The organism is Chryseobacterium sp. CS2K3, from assembly GCF_059515185.1.
On the sequence record NZ_JCAKRW010000003.1, the window covers coordinates 166,244 to 185,412 of the forward strand.

Annotated in this window: 16 protein-coding genes; 5 read left to right on the top strand and 11 right to left on the bottom strand. The window is 33.0% G+C overall.

Translation table 11 applies throughout. The features are described from left to right. Positions 1 to 79: 79 nt before the first annotated feature. The 8 genes from AC5YGG_RS06085 to AC5YGG_RS06120 all read right to left on the bottom strand — a co-directional run bounded on the left by AC5YGG_RS06085 (position 80) and on the right by AC5YGG_RS06120 (position 10,514). Positions 80 to 2,767, bottom strand: a complete 2,688-nt coding sequence (locus AC5YGG_RS06085) for a PD-(D/E)XK nuclease family protein (RefSeq protein WP_496143588.1) — start codon at positions 2,765 to 2,767, stop codon at positions 80 to 82. Beyond that, positions 2,764 to 3,300 (bottom strand): DUF922 domain-containing protein, encoded by a 537-nt coding sequence (locus AC5YGG_RS06090; RefSeq protein ID WP_496143589.1) that lies wholly within the window; start codon positions 3,298 to 3,300, stop codon positions 2,764 to 2,766. Before AC5YGG_RS06090 ends, AC5YGG_RS06085 begins: the two co-directional genes overlap by 4 nt. Further along, positions 3,300 to 3,704 carry a hypothetical protein gene (locus AC5YGG_RS06095; RefSeq protein ID WP_496143590.1) on the bottom strand — a complete coding sequence of 135 codons (405 nt, stop codon included), beginning with the start codon at positions 3,702 to 3,704 and terminating at the stop codon, positions 3,300 to 3,302. Before AC5YGG_RS06095 ends, AC5YGG_RS06090 begins: the two co-directional genes overlap by 1 nt. 62 nt (positions 3,705 to 3,766) lie before the next feature. Then, positions 3,767 to 4,402, bottom strand: coding sequence for a 16S rRNA (guanine(527)-N(7))-methyltransferase RsmG (gene rsmG / locus AC5YGG_RS06100; protein ID WP_496143591.1), 636 nt, complete (start codon positions 4,400 to 4,402; stop codon positions 3,767 to 3,769). Positions 4,403 to 4,788: 386 nt separating this feature from the next. Next, on the bottom strand, positions 4,789 to 5,451 hold the full coding sequence (locus tag AC5YGG_RS06105) for a hypothetical protein (RefSeq protein ID WP_496143592.1): 663 nt from the start codon (positions 5,449 to 5,451) through the stop codon (positions 4,789 to 4,791). A gap of 2,024 nt (positions 5,452 to 7,475) precedes the next feature. Next, complete coding sequence (locus AC5YGG_RS06110) at positions 7,476 to 8,453, bottom strand: hypothetical protein (protein WP_496143593.1); 978 nt, start codon at positions 8,451 to 8,453, stop codon at positions 7,476 to 7,478. Then, a complete protein-coding gene (locus AC5YGG_RS06115; RefSeq protein WP_496143595.1) occupies positions 8,437 to 8,610 on the bottom strand; it encodes a hypothetical protein in 174 nt (57 codons plus the stop codon). Before AC5YGG_RS06115 ends, AC5YGG_RS06110 begins: the two co-directional genes overlap by 17 nt. A 2-nt stretch (positions 8,611 to 8,612) precedes the next feature. Further along, positions 8,613 to 10,514 (bottom strand): type VI secretion system Vgr family protein, encoded by a 1,902-nt coding sequence (locus tag AC5YGG_RS06120; protein WP_496143596.1) that lies wholly within the window; start codon positions 10,512 to 10,514, stop codon positions 8,613 to 8,615. A gap of 244 nt (positions 10,515 to 10,758) precedes the next feature. Between AC5YGG_RS06120 and AC5YGG_RS06125 the strand changes: the two genes are divergently transcribed. From AC5YGG_RS06125 to AC5YGG_RS06145, 5 genes are all read left to right on the top strand, one after another. Further along, complete coding sequence (locus tag AC5YGG_RS06125; RefSeq protein WP_496143597.1) at positions 10,759 to 11,952, top strand: pyridoxal phosphate-dependent aminotransferase; 1,194 nt, start codon at positions 10,759 to 10,761, stop codon at positions 11,950 to 11,952. Between the two features lie 37 nt (positions 11,953 to 11,989). Continuing rightward, the gene (locus AC5YGG_RS06130; RefSeq protein ID WP_496143598.1) at positions 11,990 to 14,929 is read left to right on the top strand and encodes a M16 family metallopeptidase; all 2,940 of its coding nucleotides are present in this window, start codon (positions 11,990 to 11,992) and stop codon (positions 14,927 to 14,929) included. A gap of 146 nt (positions 14,930 to 15,075) precedes the next feature. Further along, positions 15,076 to 15,708 carry a peroxiredoxin gene (locus AC5YGG_RS06135; protein WP_496143599.1) on the top strand — a complete coding sequence of 211 codons (633 nt, stop codon included), beginning with the start codon at positions 15,076 to 15,078 and terminating at the stop codon, positions 15,706 to 15,708. A gap of 122 nt (positions 15,709 to 15,830) precedes the next feature. Then, positions 15,831 to 16,139: a thioredoxin family protein gene (locus tag AC5YGG_RS06140; protein WP_496143600.1), complete on the top strand. Its 309-nt coding sequence runs from the start codon at positions 15,831 to 15,833 to the stop codon at positions 16,137 to 16,139. Next, entirely contained in the window at positions 16,139 to 16,387 is a 249-nt protein-coding gene (locus tag AC5YGG_RS06145) for a DUF6952 family protein (protein ID WP_496143601.1), read from the top strand. The genes AC5YGG_RS06140 and AC5YGG_RS06145 overlap by 1 nt, the downstream gene beginning before the upstream one ends. 469 nt (positions 16,388 to 16,856) lie before the next feature. On the opposite strand, the gene AC5YGG_RS06150 is transcribed toward AC5YGG_RS06145, so the two are convergent. Genes AC5YGG_RS06150 through AC5YGG_RS06160 form a run of 3 tightly spaced genes read right to left on the bottom strand, consistent with a single transcriptional unit; the run spans position 16,857 to position 19,111 of the window. Then, the gene (locus tag AC5YGG_RS06150; protein ID WP_496143602.1) at positions 16,857 to 17,546 is read right to left on the bottom strand and encodes a Bax inhibitor-1/YccA family protein; all 690 of its coding nucleotides are present in this window, start codon (positions 17,544 to 17,546) and stop codon (positions 16,857 to 16,859) included. 35 nt (positions 17,547 to 17,581) lie between these two features. Continuing rightward, entirely contained in the window at positions 17,582 to 18,028 is a 447-nt protein-coding gene (locus tag AC5YGG_RS06155; RefSeq protein WP_496143603.1) for a peptidylprolyl isomerase, read from the bottom strand. 48 nt (positions 18,029 to 18,076) lie between these two features. Beyond that, positions 18,077 to 19,111 (bottom strand): acyl-CoA reductase, encoded by a 1,035-nt coding sequence (locus tag AC5YGG_RS06160; protein ID WP_496143604.1) that lies wholly within the window; start codon positions 19,109 to 19,111, stop codon positions 18,077 to 18,079. Positions 19,112 to 19,169 lie beyond the last annotated feature (58 nt).

Sequence of the window (19,169 nt, forward strand, 5' to 3'; positions counted from 1 at the left end):
TAAACATAGAAATAGAAGGAAAATTGATTTTAATGAGGGAGGTTTTAACTCTTAAGGTTGTCTTATGTTGCTGCTAAATTTAATACGACTTTACGCTTTCTATAAAGTTAACATCAGGATTCAGGATTTCAAGAATAAGGTTTTTTACAGCCTTCATCGCATCATCAATATCTCCTTTGTCAAACTGTAGAGAAACCATTCCTTTTTTGGCATCGGCAAAGCTCCAGATTCCCGTTTCAATAGGATATCCCCAAAACTCGGGAAGATGCTGCACCACATAATGATAAATACAAAGTTGTAAAGCCTGTTTTCGGTCACTGTTATGGAAATATTCCGCTACATTATCTTCATCAATTTTTACTGTCAGGTTTTTAATTTTGGCAGTTTTATAGTCAATGATTCTTAAAGTTCCGTTCAACTTATCAATTCTGTCAATGAATCCCATGAAAGAAATTTTATCATTTCCATCAAGGTAAAATTCTATATTTTCGAACCTCCTTTCAATATCTACAATCTCTAAAGTATTCCCTTGTTTTATCAGTTCAAGATCATGATTCAGCACATTTTCAATTACCTTTTTTGCAATGGCTTTATGGATATAGTTCATTCCTTTTTCGTAGAACTCCGGCTGATGCTTAAGCTTTTCAATCGCTATATTTATATATTGATCTATTGCTTTAATTGATTTCGTTAAATCACTTTCCTTTAAAACTTTACCCTTAAGCATTTCATAAACTTCTTGAAGTGAATAATGCACCAGGTTTCCATAATTTTTTACTGATAATTCTTCTTCGATTTCGTCCGTTTCCGAAGTATTCAAAATCTTTGATAAGTAAAAATCTATGGGATTATAAAGGTAGCTTGTAAGATGTGAAGCTGAGACTTTTCCTTTCCATTTCTGAAGACGTTCTCTTACAATTTCCGTTTTAGAAATTTCAATAGGTCGGGTCATAATAGGCTCAGAAGAGTTCTCAATGATCAGATGCTCGATCTCGTGGGAACTTTCCATTTCAATCTGAGTAATGAAACGGCTTTTCTCTCCTGTATTCACTCCGGAACTTAATGCATTGTACAACAAGTGAACATTCTGAGCATCCTGAATTAGTCGGTAAAAGTGATAGGCATAAATACTGTCATTTTCCAGGAAAGTATGAAGATCAAAAAACCTACGGATATCAAAAGGAATATAAGTATTCTGTGAATTTCCCAACGGCAGCTTTCCTTCGTTCACGGAAAGCAGAATTACGTTTTCAAAGTTCAGCAAACGGGTTTCCAGCAATCCCATGATCTGCAATCCTCGCAGCGGCTCACCCTGAAAGTCTATACTCTCGGAGTTGATGTGCTGATTGATCAAAATCTCCAGCGTTTCCATTTTGATCTCAATGCTGTAAGGCGTTAACTGGTTTTTAATGATCCTGAAAGCATTTTCAAAGTGAGAAACATTTTCATATTGAATATCATCTATTTCCAGCCACTTTACCTGATGACAAAATGAAATCAATATATCCAGATAAGCATTAGTGCTTACAGCTTTCTGCAAAAGCCCGAAATAAGACAGTTCACTCAAAAGTTCATTCAGAAGCTTTTTAGAAATATAAACAATATTCCTCTCCTCTATTTTCGCCTTAAATTCATTGATAATCAATTCATCTTTAGCAGACTTCGGAAGTTCTTCCAGAATCGGGAATATATCTCTGTAGTAATAGGATGTTTTATTCTTTTCCAGTTGTTTCTGTAAATAAAACAATCGTTTAACAGCGTTGGAAAAAGAGAGGTTTTTTAAAGGAAACCCCATCGTAATATTCAGATTTTCTACGCCATGCATCACATCAAGACTTGCAGGCAGGAGATTTTCGTCTAAAAGAACAACAGCTGTATTGGAATAGGTTTTATTATTGATTTCCTTAAAAATTTCCGGCAATACTTTGGTTTGCGTTACATTTCCGGAGACTTCATAGACCTTAATCTTTTTGGGTTGGTTAAAATCATCCTCAATCCATTCAAAAACCCTGTTATCATCAAATTCTTTCCATGTTTTATGGTTTCTGAGAAACTTTCCTGCTTCCTGCCTTTCATCATTAAAATAATAACGGTCTGCCTGAAAGAAACATTGCGCCTTATTCCATTGTAAAAGACTTCTCACCAGCTTTTCTTCAACCGGTGTAAAGGCATTAAATCCACAGAAAACAAATTGTTCCGAGGTATTCCTCGCAAAATCAGAGATACTTGCTTTAGCAGCCTCGTGAATCATTCCTGACGTAGCCCAATTCTTTTCCTGCAATCTGCTTTTTAATTCAGGAAGGAAAATATTCATATTTTGCCAAAAATTAAGGAATTTCTTTCTTGGAACATCATCATCTTCACCCAGATCCTGAGCCCACTCTTTGATTCTTTCTTCATCAAACATATACTGCAAAACTGCAACATCACTATCAGAAAATTTAAGAATATCATCCCAATCCTTCTGTAAGGTGGGAAACCATTTCAAAAAATCTGAGAAATCGTCTCTGGGAATTAAATTCAGACTTCGGTATACATCAAATGAAAAAAGCCACAACGGAATTCCCTGAATAACCTGCCTATCTGCAATTTTATTAATCAGCTCTTCAATCGTAAAGAAATTCGGTAACAGTCCCGAATAATTATTTTCCTCCAGAATCTGCCTGATAAACACAATCGGACGTTTTCCCGGCAGGATAATATTAAACGCAGAAAGATCCGGGTTTTGCGCTAACAGTTCGTGGATGATCTTATTGAGGAATTTCAAAGGGCTTGGTAGCTTTTAAGGTTTTCTAGTTCTGTGGAAATCGCAGCATTATACTCTGCCTGTTTTTCTTTATCAATCCCATGACGGGTATCTTTGTCATAGGACATCTGAAAGTTTTTATATTGATTGGAAATATCGCTATAAATTGATTTAAATAACTTATCGTAATCTCCGGAATTTCTGATCTTTTCATCAATCGCTTTTCTGAATTTCCTTACAAAAAGTTCTGTAATATCAAAGTGTTTCTGTTCATGTAAAAGAATATAATCGTTGATTTTTTTAACATCCTTCCATGATTTCTCTTCGTGAAAAACGGTCTTGATCTCAATCTTTACCGGTGACTTTGGATTGGAAGATTTCACTACGGAATATTCCCAACCGCAATTTGTATAAGCAGCAACATCAGGATTATTCTTTCTGTTAACCGGACTTTTAAAATTACTCCAATCCAGCTTTTGCCCTTCCTGCCAGAAAATTTTCTGTCCGAACATGAGATTGGCAGTCAGTAAGCAAAATATATTAATCAGTTTCATTATTTTACCACAATGGTTTTGGTAATCCAATGATCTCCTCCATTCCAGAATTTGAAAGTATATTTTCCTTTCTGTCTCGGGCTGAAATTAATCTGATTAGCTCCCGTATAGCTGTTTTGCGCACAAGGACCATTGGTAATGTATTTGTAGGCAGTAACCGTTCTCTCAAGATTATTATTATAAATATAATCATACCCATAAAAACCCTGACACTGAGATGGATACGTGGAATATGTTTTTATACTCTGAAGTGCAAAGACATCCATGGTATCATTTACAATTTTTACACTGTCTATTTTGATTTTATCAATGGATTCTATGGTCTCGTAATCATCATCATTACAAGATATCATCGTGAAACCAAACAATACTGTTGCCAATCCTATATTTAAAAGTTTTTTCATAACCTTTAATTTTGTGATTATTAATAAACATTTAGCAAAAATTATTCCCTAATCAGTGTAAATTAGGAATTAAAATTACCTTTTGATACATAGACAACTTTCTTAGTATCAAAAAATTCTCCATCAAAATAGTGTTTTAAGTTAAAAATTTCACATTTAAGTCCGGCAAGTTCTTCAGCAAGATCTCCGCCTTTTAAATATAAAATTCCATTATGTTTAGGATTAAACTGTTCTTTTTCAAATTTTCCCTTCAGCCATCTTAAGAATTCCGGCATCTGAGTTACTGCTCTACTAACGATAAAGTGGAACTTTTCTTTCAGTTTTTCTGCTCTTCCGTGAATTGCTGTCACATTTTCCAGCCCAACTCCTTCTGATACAGCCTGCACCACACTGATTTTCTTTCCAATAGAATCAATCAGGGTGAATTGTGTTTCAGGAAAAAGGATTGCCAAAGGAATTCCCGGAAAACCTCCTCCCGTTCCGATATCCAATACTTTTGTTCCCGGAGCAAATTCCATTACTTTTGCGATTCCCAAAGAGTGAAGAATATGTTTTTCATACAATGATTCCATATCTTTTCTGGAAATCACGTTGATCTTTTCATTCCATTCATTGTACAGTGTTTCCAGTTTTGCGAACTGTTCTAGCTGTGTTTCTGTAAGATCCGGAAAGTATTTTAATAGTAACGATGTAGACATGTGAATTATTATAGTCTGCAAAAATAAGTTTTTATTGTCTTTATTCAAACTTTAAAGTTTTTTTTGATTAAAAACTCTGTTTGTAAACATTTTTAAGCAGTTTAAAACTACTTTATCCATTATCATAATAAAAAGTAATATTTCTTTTGCCACAAACAGCTTTCACTTCTTAATAGTTTTTTGTTTTTATTAAAGTGAACTTTAACGTTTGTAAATATTGTTTCTAACAATTTCAGGTTCCATCATCTTTCCTGTACCACCAAGTTTAATAATGAAATCTAAAATATTTTGCAGGTAAGTATTCCAAATACTAATTTTAATATCACTATTCTAATTTTTATCTCTCAATATCATTTTATTGAATTTAAAAAGAGGAAATATCAGAATTACTTACTTATTTTCTTTGGAAAAAAAACATTCATATCCTTATTGTTAATTACTGGACTACAATTTTTGTCTGTACTATTTTTAGTAACTTCAGAAATGTAGGCTAAAATAGTATCTATATTTTTGTAAACAATATTTCCTTTTAGATCAATGTCTATTAAATTACAATAATTTCGAGCGTCTTGTATGGTAATCCAAGCTTTATAAACTTCATTTTCTGGTGGAGGTAGTGGCATATAATGATATTTTATAAAATACTCGTAATTGAAATCTTTATCTAGTATAGCCATTGAAGAAACAAACATATAGTTATCGTGAGAACCGGTACGCAAACTGAAATTATAGATATTTGTTTTGGTATGAAATACCGTCTGTTCAAAATTAGCAAGTATCCCTTTATTATATTTTTTAGAAAAGAGGATGACCTTTGCTACGCCATTTGTTCCTAATCCTTTTTTTAAAAGAAAATCTTCTCTATTTAATATATAATAAATGATATAATTGTTATCATCAGATATTTTTATAAGATTCTGTTTTTGAGTTTTTGGATTAATAGAAATTTTTTTATTTTCTATATCAATCATTTTCAATTGAGAGAAGGCATTTACAGTAATAGTAAAGACCACCAATATTATTACTTTATTCAATTGTTTTAACACCATATTTTGTCATTATAATATTAAAATTTCTTTGAGTAGATATACCATTTTTATAACAGACCCAGCCTTGAAGATATTTTTTTGCAGTTTGGGCATAGTTGATAAAATTATGGGAATTATTGAAGACTTACCTTTTTTCAGACAGTTGATAAATATAAAATACTTCTTCCAACTGCGATTTCTTCTGATTAATTAATTTTTATCTCCCAATATCATTTTATTGAATTTAAAAAGAGGAACCATTAGTATTATCATTATACCCATTGGTAAATAGAGCGTGTAAAGAATAATGAAAATTAAACCCTTAGTAAAATACATTAATATGAAAAATATGATCAATAATAATAGACTAATAATCAAAAAAAATAAGTAAAAGCCTAAAAGTTAATGTTGTAGAAGCTACCTTTCCATACCATTTGTAAGTATATCTCCACAAAAACAGACTTAGTGAAATATTAATAATAAAACTGATTGTTATGAATAAAAGATCTAATCTATCTTTCGAGGTATTTTTAAAATGAAAAATTAAAAAGCCTAAAGGAGTCGGGTTATCACTATAATTAAAGAAATGAAAAATAATTTCATATACAATATGATACAATATAATAAAGGAGATAATATTTAAGAGAAATAGCTTATTTTTCATATTCTTTGTATTGCGGAATATTTCCAATTTGTATTGTAGGTGATGTTGTAAAATTAGCATTGAAGTCAGCAAATTTTGTTCTTATGACTTCAGGTTGCATCATCTTTCCTGTAGCTCCAGAAATCTAAAATATTTCGCATATAAGTATTCCAAGCACAAACTTTAATATCACTATTCTAATTTTTATCTCTCAATATCCACTTGTTAAGTTTGAAAAGTGGTAATATTAAAATAAACAAAATAGGCATAGGGAAATAGTAATATATAAATAAGAAGAAAATAGGGCTTGAGGTAATATATGCTAGAAAAAATAATATTAATAATAACAAAGTGCTAATAATTGAAAAGAATAAGAGTAATCTAAAGAATAATAAAGAAATAGAAATTTTATTGTACCATTTATAAAGATAGTAGAATAAAGCACCACTTACAGCCATATTTATAATAAAGCTTATAAGTATTATTAAAAATGAAGAAATTTCGAACCTATCAAACTTGTGAAAAATATAGCCTAATGGTGTAAGACCCTTATCTCTATTAAATGAGCTATAAGCAATTAATTCATATACAATATGATACAATATAATGAAGGTGATAATGTTTAAGGGTAGTAATTTATTTCTCATATTCTCTGTATTGTGGTATGTTCCCAATTTGTAATGTAGGTGATGTTGTAAAATTAGCATTGAAGTCAGCAAATTTTGTTCTTATGACTTCAGGTTGCATACTCTTTCCTGTAGCTCCGAGCTTAAGATAAAGTCACAATAGTTATATAAACTTTGTGCATTTGGACAAAGTTTTTTGTTTTTATTAAAATTGAATTTCATTTAATTTACTAACACTTTCTTCCTTTTGATGACTGAAAACAGTATACTAAAAATGAATATTGAGATAATGAAAATATCAAAAAATGTTTCAATTGAACCATATTTTTTATTATAGTAGAAAACTTCTCCCATGTGAAGAAACTCAATTAATACTAGCAGAAATAGACCTATAGAATTAAATATAAGTAAACTTTTTGATACATTTTGTAATAAAAAGTAAGTAGATAATATGATAAGGAAATTGAGAACTATTAAAAAAGGTATTGAGATATTAGTGTCTATTTTCAGAATATTATACAGAAGAATAGTGGTAATAATGATAGTGCCCATATTTCTTTTCTTTGCTATGAAATATAGTATTAATACCATTGTTAAAATGATGAACCAATCATAAAGAATTGTTCTCTGAGTCACAGCGAAGCAATCTGTACTAATTTCGCATAGATTACCTAATTCAAAAGAAGAGTTATATAAGAGTCTATATCCCAAGAAACTTATTAATCCTGTAAGAATATATAAAATAAAAGATATTATATTTTTTTTCATAATATTAATCAGCCATTAGGAAATGACATTGTATCACAAGGAATAATCATGGATTTGTCTTTTTGAAATATGCACATACAATTAGGGGGACCATAAGGAGAACTTCCAGCTATTACATCTCTATAGGCTCCTTGTGGCTGCCATGGGTAAAGACTATCAATTTTTTTTTCACTTTTTTTATAAGATCTAAAGTTATCATCATTTTTGACATGTATATTTACTTTTTCTAATTTATCAGCAACTTTTAAATCAATTCTATCTGATTTGTTTCCCCATGTAGCACTATAATTACTTCTTTTAAGAAACGCATGAACTTTAGATTCTAATCTATCTGCTAGTTTTTGTGCTAAGCTTCTATCTTCTCCCCATGTGAATTTTTCCACATCGGTATCATTATCAATACTTAATCCTGTTCTACATGCATAAGACCATATTTCTGAATTTTGAGTGAAGCTATTTGGATCTAAACGAGAATAATTATTTAGATTTAATTCATTAGCCTCTGCTGTTTCTTTAGAGTTTATTTTATTGATAGTTTTATACTGATCCCAATCAAGCATAAAGGTAATCCTACTTGGCATTCCATGAGAATACATATATAAATTTTTTACTTTATAAATATTACCATACTCATCTTCTTTTGTTCTATAGTTTTTTGAAGCATTTGTATACCCCGTATTAATATAGTTAATAATCTCATTTAAATTAGAGACTTCTATTAACTTTATATTTTTCTTATAAAGCTTTAATGATTTCTCAAATTCCAATTTCATATTCTGAGAATAACCATGTTTAAAGTATATTACAGTTTGAATACTTGAAATTTTGACTCTCCTTACTGCTTGCGCCATAAACATTAGCTTATTAACTGGAGCTTTGTCGTGTACTTCTGCGCCGACTATAATAATGTTCTCATTATAGCTAACAATATGATTAATACTAGGTCTTCCAGGTAAATAATCACCTATGCTATTTCCTGTTCCCATTTGAAATTATTTTTTTAGGACTATTTAAAATTAATTTTTCTTCTGTTGCTTCCAACCACTTGGATTCGGAGATTTCAATCATTTTTTTTCCACTAATAAGAATATCTTTTTCAGTGGTTTTTATAATCATATTTTTTGCAAATTTTATTATAGCCATAACTAGTAAAGATTAGATTTTTCGCCACTATTCCACTCAATGGTCTTAGCTCCTTGCATTGTAATGTTTTCTTCTGTGGTTGTAATATCTATTGCACCAGAAAAGGTTTCAGTTTTTTTTGCTTGTCTTAGTGCAATGTCGTCAGCTATTTCAGTTCTACTATTGGATATCTCCATTCGGTTTCCTGTTGCTGTTTCAGAAATATCATTACCAGCAGAAATTGTGATGTTTTGTGTAACAGATGTTATTTGATTTTGTCCAATAGTTGTTGTCATATTTTTCCCAACGTTTATATTCATATTCTCCCCAGCATTAAACGTCATATTCTTAGGCGCAGTCACCGCAATATTTCCCTGCCCATCCATCAAATAAGTATTACCACTTGGATCAATAATATTTACACTACCTTCAGCATCATTCATCAAAATACGAATCCCGCTTCTGGTTTGAATAGATTTAAGATGATTATTCACTCCGCCTCCAAGAGCAACATTTCCATGGAACATTCCGCCCATAGCAAAAGGGAAATCTGGATTGTGATACTCAAAGCCAATCATCACCTGGTCTCCAATTTCAGGAATGGCTACAAATCCTCTGTTCTGACTTATAGCATCTGTTCCTCCTGCATCAGGACTCATCATTCTGATAAAACTTGTGGTATCATTTAATTGCCAATCGAACTGTACTTGTATTCTTCCTTGATTTAAAGGGTCAACATTCGAGATAACGGTTGCTACTTGTGGCTCAGCTTTAGGCATTTCAAAGGTAGGCTTAGGCATAAAACCTGTTCCTTCAGCAATCGCTTCAAAACTTCCTGTATAATATCCTCTGGCATCAACTTCATGATTTACCTCTGTAATCATTAAAGTTGTAAAATGTGAGGTTTGATTGCTATCTCGCTTTCTCATTGCTAAATCAGCAACACAACCAATATATAGAAACGGAACCGTTGTTTCTCCTGAAACTGTAAAAACATCTACGGCTTTACTTCCTCTTGCACTCTTCTGGGAATCATCTACATCACGAAACATATTGGCATTAATCGGAGTAGGAGTTAATGAACGGGTTTTAAAGATAGTATCATTCAACTCATACGCTTTGCCAGATAACTCACCTAAATGCTTGATCCGGTTATCAACACCCAGCATTTTTGTATGACTGCTGCTGTTATACCCAAAGTATTCAGGTTTTGTATGTATAGCTTTTAGTTCAATGGCAACATCATTTACGTTACTCCCATCAATGAGTTTTATAGGCTTTTCATTAGGTGGAAGTTTTCCAAAATGCAGCACTTCACCATCATAATAAAACTGCTCACCATAGGCTTCTGCAATTCTTGCAAGGTAATTATAATGGGTTTCGCAATATTGCGCGCTGTAATTGATATAGCTGTTGTTTTGAGTAGCTACCCTGAAATCAAAATCATTTGTACCCAATGTTTCTTTGATTACCCTGTCTGCAATAATAGATGTATTTACAGATTGACTTCCTCCAAAACTTTGAGTATGTGGAGCAGAATCCATCAGAATGGTAGGGCTGTAACCTTTGAGTACAATATTTCCTAAGCTCATCTTCTCCTTACTGAAGGATACATTGGTAATGATTCCTACAAACGTTCTTTCAGGATTTTCATGCTCCGGATCTTTGTATTTGAATGTGACGGTCAGGCGTTTTCCCATGAACTGTCTTGCCTGTTCAAGATTGTAGTTTTGGGGTTCATTTAAAGAATCATGAGCCAAGATAAGTTCAAAGCTATGATGAGTTTTTGCGCTTTGTTGCAAACGGAAATATTTAAAATGATTGATAGGCTTTCCCCCTGCAATTATATCGAGCTTAATAACTCGATTGATGCCTGAGATATGGTTCCCAGAAATCTTCTCGGAGTTCGAGATATTTTTTTTCATTGAATCAAGTGTGCTTTATTATATCACCAAATATAGATAAAATAACATCAAAATAGACTTTTTGCGATATAATTTCAAAAATTGTTGTAGAACTAGAATTTTTTAAAGCTTTTTGATAAAAACACCATCTTCGCTTACCTCAAAATAAGATTTCAACCTGATAAAAATCTTTAAACCAGCACTCTTTTTATTTCTCCTGCAAGACCTTTTTATTATATATTTGTTAAAATTCAAAAAAAAATACATGGATAAACTTTCGGACAGAGTAAAAAAATTAGGATACTCACAGACTTTTGTAATGTCTAATAAAGCCAGAGAAATGAAAGCCAGCGGAATAGACGTGATCAGCTTAACTCTTGGTGAACCGGATTTCGATGTACCGGATAATATCAAACAGGCAGCTTTCGATGCCATTAATGAAAACTACAGCCACTACTCTCCTGTTCCTGGATTCCTTGAACTGCGTGAGGCAATTGCTTATAAATTAAAAAGAGACAATAATTTAGAATATAAACCCACACAAATCTGTGTTTCCAATGGTGCCAAACAGGCTATTTTAAATGTTTTAGCTGCTATCATCAATGATGGTGATGAAGTTTTACTTCCTGCTCCTTACTGGGTAAGCTACGATGAAATGGTAAAAATGATGGGTGGAAATTCTGTAATGCTTCCTACCTCTTATGTTACTGATTTTAAAGTTACAGCCGAACAGCTTGAAGAAGCTATCACTGATAAGACAAAAGCAATTCTTTTCAGCTCTCCATGTAATCCTTCCGGAGGATATTATACTTATGACGAATTAAAATCTATTGCAAAAGTAGTTGCTAAATATCCTCATGTGACAATTATTTCTGATGAGATCTATGAATTCATCAACTATGAGACAAAAACAACTTCTATCGCTCAGTTTCCGGAGGTTTATGAACAGACAGCCGTAATCAACGGGATGTCGAAAGCTTTTGCAATGACAGGATGGAGAATCGGGTATTCTGCATGCCCTGAATGGCTGGCAAAAGCTTGCGAAAAAGTACAGGGACAAATGACAAGCGGTGCCAATACTGTAGCTCAGAGAGCTTCTATTACCGCATTAAAAACTGATCCTTCAGAATACAGATACATGATTGATGCTTTCAAAAAAAGAAGAGATCTTGTGTATGAATTAATCCAAGAAATTCCAGGGTTTAAAGTATTGCTTCCAAAAGCAGCGTTTTATTTCTTCCCGGATATTTCACATTATATCGGAAAAACACTGAACGGAACAGAAATTAAAAATTCTGATGACTTCGCAATGTTCCTGCTAGAAAACGCTCACGTAGGATGTGTAGGCGGTTTTTCATTCGGTAGCCCGGAATGTATCAGGTTCTCTTATGCTGCTTCTGAAGAAGATTTAAGAAAGGCTATGAAACGAATCAAGGATTTATTAGACCAATTTAATTAAGCATTAAAAAAAGGTAAATAAAAACACAACCATTACAATGAATTTGTTAAAAAAACTAACAATCGCTACAAGTATTGCCGCAGCAAGTTTTGCAGGTCATGCTTTCGGACAGGATTTCCAATGGAAAGAAGCTACAGCCAACGGGTATAAGTACAAGTATGTAACAAACGACCCTACTTCGGCGAGATATTACACGCTGAAAAACGGATTAACGGTTATTTTAAGCCCAACCAGCAAAGAACCGAGGATCCAAACCTACATTGCAACAAAAGCAGGAAGTAAAACCGATCCGGCAGACCATACAGGTCTTGCTCACTATCTGGAACATATGCTTTTCAAAGGCACAACGCAGTTCGGTTCCAAAGACTGGGCAAAAGAGAAACCACTTTTAGATCAGATTGATGCTCTTTACGAAAAATACAATCAGACGAAAGACGAAGGTAAAAGAAAGGAAATCTATAAAGAAATTGACAGGGTTTCCGGAGAAGCTGCCAAATTTGCAATTGCCAACGAATATGATAAAATGATGGCAGGAATGGGTGCTGATGGATCCAACGCCTTCACTTCTTTCGAGCAGACGGTTTACACAGAAGATATCCCTTCTAACGTTGTTGACAAGTTTCTTGCTCTACAGTCTGAAAGATTCAGAGAACCTATTCTCAGACTTTTCCACACTGAACTTGAAGCGGTATATGAAGAAAAAAACAGAACGCTGGATGATGACGGAGATAAGGTTTTTGATATGATGTTTGCCAATCTTTTCCCTAATAACAATTACGGAAAACAAACTACAATCGGAACAATTGAGCACCTTAAAAACCCTTCTCTACATGCTATCAGAGAGTATTACAATAATTATTATGTTCCCAACAATATGGGAATCATCATGTCCGGAGATTTCAACCCGGATGAAGTTATTGCCAAAATAGACAAGGCTTTTTCTTACATGAAAACGAAACCTGTCCCTGAATATAAAATAGGAAAGGAAAATCCTATTGCTTCACCTGTAATTAAAGAAGTTGTAGGACCCGATGCAGAAAGTGTAATGCTTGGTTTCAGATTTCCAGGAGCGTCAACAAAAGATGCAAGGTTACTTAATTTTGTAGGAAGCATGCTTACCAACGGACAGGCTGGATTAATTGATCTTGATCTCGTAAAAAAACAAAAACTGTTAGCTGCTTTCGCTTTCCCTTATGCCCTAAAAGATTATTCAGTATTACTTTTACAGGGAAAACCTACCGAAGGGCAATCTTTGGATGAAGTCAAAAATCTTCTTCTTCAGGAAATCGATAAATTAAGAAAAGGAGAATTTTCTGATGACTTGATTCAATCTATTGTAAACAATGAAAAGAAGAATACAATTCAAAAGGATGAAAAATATTCTTCAAGAGCAAGCATCTTGATGGATGAGTTTACTTCTGAAGTAGATCATAAAGCAAATCTTGAATACATCGAAGAGATTTCCAGTCTGACTAAAAAAGACATCATGGAATTCGCTGCTAAATATCTTCAAAGCAACAACTATGTAGCTGTTTATAAGAAAAAAGGCGAAGATAAGAGCATTGTAAAAGTAGATAAGCCTACTATTACTCCTGTTTCCGTAAACAGAGAAGACCAATCTTCTTTCCTTAAGAAAATAGATGAAATGCCGGAAAAAGCAATTGCTCCCGTATGGCTCAACTACGACAAGGATATTGCTAAAAATAAATTAGGCGAGGTAGATGTGCTTTCTGTAAAAAATACAGACAATGCATTATTCAGAATGTACTATCATTTTGATTCCGGGAAATGGAACAACAAGATGCTTCCGCTAGCTGCAGAATATCTGCAATATCTTGGAACCAAAGATAAATCTTCCGAAACCATCAGTAGAGAGTTCTACAAATTGGCATCAAGCTTCAATGTAAGCGCAGGAAACGAAGAAACCTATGTATCTCTGGAAGGTCTGAATGAAAACTTTGATCAGACAATTGCTTTATTTGAGGATTTGATTAAAAACTGTAAAGCAGATCAGGGAGCATTAGACGCTTACAAAGCCAGATTGAAAAAAGCAAGAGCGAATGCTAAACAGAACAAAGCAACCATTATGGCTGGGTTAAGAAGCTATGCTCAATACGGTGCACAAAACCCATTCAATAATGTATTGAGTGATGCTGAACTTGATGCTTTGAAAGCTGAAGATTTAGTAAAAATTCTTCACGATCTGTTTAACTTTAAGCATAGAGTACTTTATTACGGTCCGAAAACAGGCACTGAAACAGTAGCTTCTTTAAAACCTATTCACAAAATTTCTGCAACCCTTAAAGATCTGCCAAAGACAAAAACGTTTGTACAGATCCCAACGGATAAGAACAAAGTATTATTCGCTCATTACGATATGGTACAGGCTGAAATTTTCTGGGCAAGAAACTCAGATCAGTACAACTCAACAATTACGCCTACAGTAAGTTTATTCAATAACTATTTTGGTGGCGGAATGGGTTCTATTGTTTTCCAGACGATCAGAGAATCTAAAGCACTTGCTTATTCTACCTATTCCTATTTTTCGCTTCCAAACAAAAAAGCTGATAAGAATGTGATCATGGCGTATGTAGGCACTCAGGCTGATAAATTCAATGAATCTACAACAGCAATGAACGAGCTTCTGACTACCCTTCCAAAATCTGAACAGTTGTTTGAAACAGCAAAAAGCGGATTGAAAAAAACTATCGCTTCTGAAAGAATTTCTCAGGACGGTATCATTTTCTCTTACCTGAAAGCGCAAAGACTTGGAAATAATACAGATATAAGAAAGAATGTCTATGAACAGGCTCCAAAACTTTCTTTTGCAGACATCAATACCTTCCACGATAATGAAATGAAAAATAAAAATTATACGTATTGTATTATTGCTTCACAAGATAAAGTGAATGAAGTGGATATGCAGAAATTAGGTGAGGTAAAAAAACTCAACTTAACTGAAATATTCGGTTACTAATATAAACGAAAGCCCTGATTTCAGGGCTTTTTTATTTAACAGCATATCAAAAACAATTATAGATTTTATTTATCGATATTCGTTTGTTCGATAGATAAAACTTTTCTATATTTGCATCAGAAATTTAAATATAAAAACAAAAAATTATGTCTTTAGTAGGAAAAAAATTCCCGAATTTAACAATCGACGCAATGTCTGAAATGGGTGACGATTTAAGAATCAACATCCTTGAAGAAGCAACAAACAACCAACAAAAAGTTCTTTTGTTCTGGTACCCTAAAGATTTCACTTTCGTATGTCCTACTGAGCTTCACGCTTTCCAGGAGGCTTTAGGTGAATTCGAAAAAAGAAACACTAAAGTAATCGGAGCATCTTGCGATACAAACGAAGTACACTTCGCATGGTTAAACACTCCAAAAGATAACGGAGGTATCGAAGGTGTAACTTACCCACTTTTAGCTGATACTCACAGACAATTAGCTAACGTTTTAGGAATTGTAGACCAGGATTTCGAATATAGCGAAGATGGTGAAGAAATCTTCACAGGTTCTAACGTTACTTACAGAGCGACTTACCTTATCGATGAGACTGGAAAAATCTTCCACGAAGCGGTAAATGATATGCCTCTAGGTAGAAACGTAAAAGAATTCTTAAGACTAATTGACGCTTACACTCACGTTCAAAAACACGGTGAAGTATGTCCTGCAAACTGGGAAGAAGGTAAAGATGCTATGAAAGCTGACAGAACTTCTACTGCAGAATACTTAGCAAAAAATTAATATCTTAATTTTAATATAACAATGTAACAATCTAACAGTATAACAATTTTAAAAGTTTTTTTGAATTGTTAGATTGGTAAATTTTTAGATTGTTACATTGTTTATTTTTTAAAAATAAACTTATGTACACAGAATTAACCGAAGATACATTACAGAATATAGTAAACGACAACGAAAAAGTAGTTGTTCAATATGGCGCAACATGGTGCGGAAACTGCAGAATCATGAAGCCTAAATTCAAAAAATTAGCATCTGAGAACGAATCTATTCCTTTCTTATATGTAGATGCTGAAAAACTTCCTGAAAGCAGAAAATTAGCAACAGTAGATAACCTGCCTACATTCGCTATCTTTAAAAACGGTGAATTGGTAAACCAGGTTCAATCTAACCAGGCTGAAAGTTTAATTAACCTTTTTAACGAATTAGCATAATGAAATTACCAGTAATCAGACAATTCTATCAGAATCAGACTCCTGAGAACCTAGAAAAAACATTGGAAGTACTAGAAAGCTTCAGCGAATTCAGAGGAACAACTGAAGAGGATTTAAATGTAGTAGGAGAGCTTATTACCAATATTTGCGGAGCTTTGGAAGTTCACGCTAATGTAAAGAACGGAATGAGCGAAAAAGATGCTTTAAACTCTTTTGCACAAAAGGTTTTAGGATCTATTGATAAGTAGTTTTTATCATTTAATATTTTATAAAAACACAAAAGAAAAAAACTGAGGTTTTCCTCAACACTATACTTCCCTATTCTTTAACCCATACTCTACTTTTATCTGAAATAAAGACTTCAATCCTATTGAAGGCGATATTTAGCACTGAATGATTAAAGAATACCCCATAAAATCCCGATGAAATGTCATCAGGATTTTTTGGATTCACAACGTAATTAAATCCAGAATTTTGATGCTGAATTTTAGTTATCCTTGTCAAGGTTCGTAACCTTGACAAGGGTTGCTGCCTAATACACAAACCATAGTATCAAAGTTCAACGCAACCAAAACATACGCCTAGCCACATGTTAAAAAAAATCTGCTCAATCCGCATAATCTGCGAGAAAAACCAAACCAATCAATTTCCTCGGAAATAAAAAATCCTGATGAAAAACTCATCAGGACTATTATTTAAATCTAAAAGATCATCAAATTAGCTTCTTTTGCTCATCAGAATATTCAGAATATACCAGAATAAAAGCATAATAGAAGCAAAAAGCTGTAATGCAGCTCCCACATACTGGTTCGTACCATAAGAATCTTTCAGCTTACTGGTCTGATATAAAATTGTAGCTGAAGCCAGGATAACCATTCCTACAGAGAACCATAATCCCAGGTTAAAGCCGAACGCCATACCTCCAACGATTAATCCAATAGAAATAAATCCACCGATTACAATGATATTTCTTAAAAAAGAAAAATCTCTCTTTGAAGTAAAAGCAACTCCGGAAATTCCTGCAAACATAGCAATTGTTAAAGTAGCAGCCTGAAAGATCACATTTGCTCCACCTGTCATATTAGCAGCAATAAAAAGCAATGGCATAAAAATGATCGCTTCCAGTAAGATATAAAACCCTAAGCCTAAATATTGAGTTGATTTGCTTTGTGAAAGGGACCATTTAGAAGCTAAAATAGAAGCCAGCCAGAAAACCCCGATGATCAATAACCAAGTAAGTCTTCCTTGGAACATCATCGCAATGATCTCTACAGGTACAGTTTTCAATAAAATAGCCTCAACTCCAATAAATGCAAGAATCGATAATGCGACATGCAAATATGTTTTCTTGTAAAAATTTGCCTTTTCTACCTCAGTAGAATGAGCAACTAAAACATCTGTCATCATAGTTAATATTTTTTTTATTTTAATTCGAAATAAAATTATTTGTCTTTCGCAGCCGGCATCACTCCAAGGATTTTACCATCATCATCAAATACAGCACTTGCCACCTCTACTGATGAGGAATCTCCGGCATATTTATATTTAATGTTCGGATGACTCACTCCATCCATTGTTACATAATATCCAACTTTCAGAACCTCCAGTTTTTTGGTAGAATCAATTCCGTTCTTTACTTTTTTAAGAACATCTTCCGTTGCAATCTTTCTTATTTTATCAGAAAGAAGCCCATCTACAGTTTTCTGATCTGAAGATTGTAAAGCTTTGATAAATTTCTGGAAATTATTATCGTAGAGATTTACCTTTTCTTTACTTATTGTAGCAGGAAGTTCTTTCTTTTGATTATTCTCAACCTCCACTCCCACTACTTTTTGGGCAAATATAAACTGCCCGCCAATAATCGCCAGACCTAAAAATAATTTTTTCATACTATTCAATTTGTTATTTGGTGAAATAGGTCATGGAAGATACGAAAATCAGACCACTTCTAAAAATTTCATCGTATCCACATTATCTGCATAGGTATCGAGCCCCGGATTCTGAGCTTCACCAAATGCAATTGAATTCAGTTCCAATTCATCTTTAGCGACTATACATTGAATATTTTCTTCGTTTTCGGTAATAAAGCTCTTCACATCTTCCAAAGATTCATATCGACTGAAATTGATCACAGAAAGCGGACTGAATAGCTTATCATCTTCTTTTAGCATTACAAAATTATTATCCCAGAATTTTTCCTGATTCAGAAGATAAACCGCTCTGTTATAATCATAATTATTTGCATATTTATTATGATTAATAATATCCTGGAATCCTAAGAAATTTTCAAACAATCTATCGATTAAGAAATCCTGAGGAATAAAAATTCTTGTAACATTTCTGCAGCCCAATCCGAAGTATTGGAAAATATCTTTGGCAAGAAGCTGTAATTCGGCATCTGTTTCGTCTCCTTTCAGTACAGCAACAGACGTTCTGTTTTTACGGATAATACTTAGATGATTTTTAAAATAATATTCAAGATATCTTGCCGTATTATTACTTCCTGTAGCAATTACAGCATCAAAATTCTCTAATTTTTCTACAAATTCAAACGAGACCTGATCATCAGAAAACTCTTTCCACTTCTTTAATAAAAACGGAATCAGATATTTATCTTTAGAAGAAAGCTTAATCACCGGAATATGATTACTTAAAACCACAGAAATCACATCATGAAATCCTACTAAAGGAATATTTCCGGCTAAAATTAACCCTACTCTTTTTGAAATTTTAGAAATAGAATAATTTTCAAGCCAGTTTTTGATATTTTCTTCAGTAAGCAAATCTGCCCAGTGCTTTAAAGCAAATTTCTGATTATCAACTGTAAACCAGGGATTCTCTATTTCTGATCTTTTTAATAATAATTCAATATCAGCATCATCTTCATTGTGATCTTTTGATTTCTTCGCTAAAAACGCTTTTATATAATCACTTAATTTAATAAGTCCTAAAACTTGATTTTCGGTATTCATAATTACTTTAAAATTGGGGAATATTTTGTAATTTTGTGCAAATTTAAAAAAAATTAGC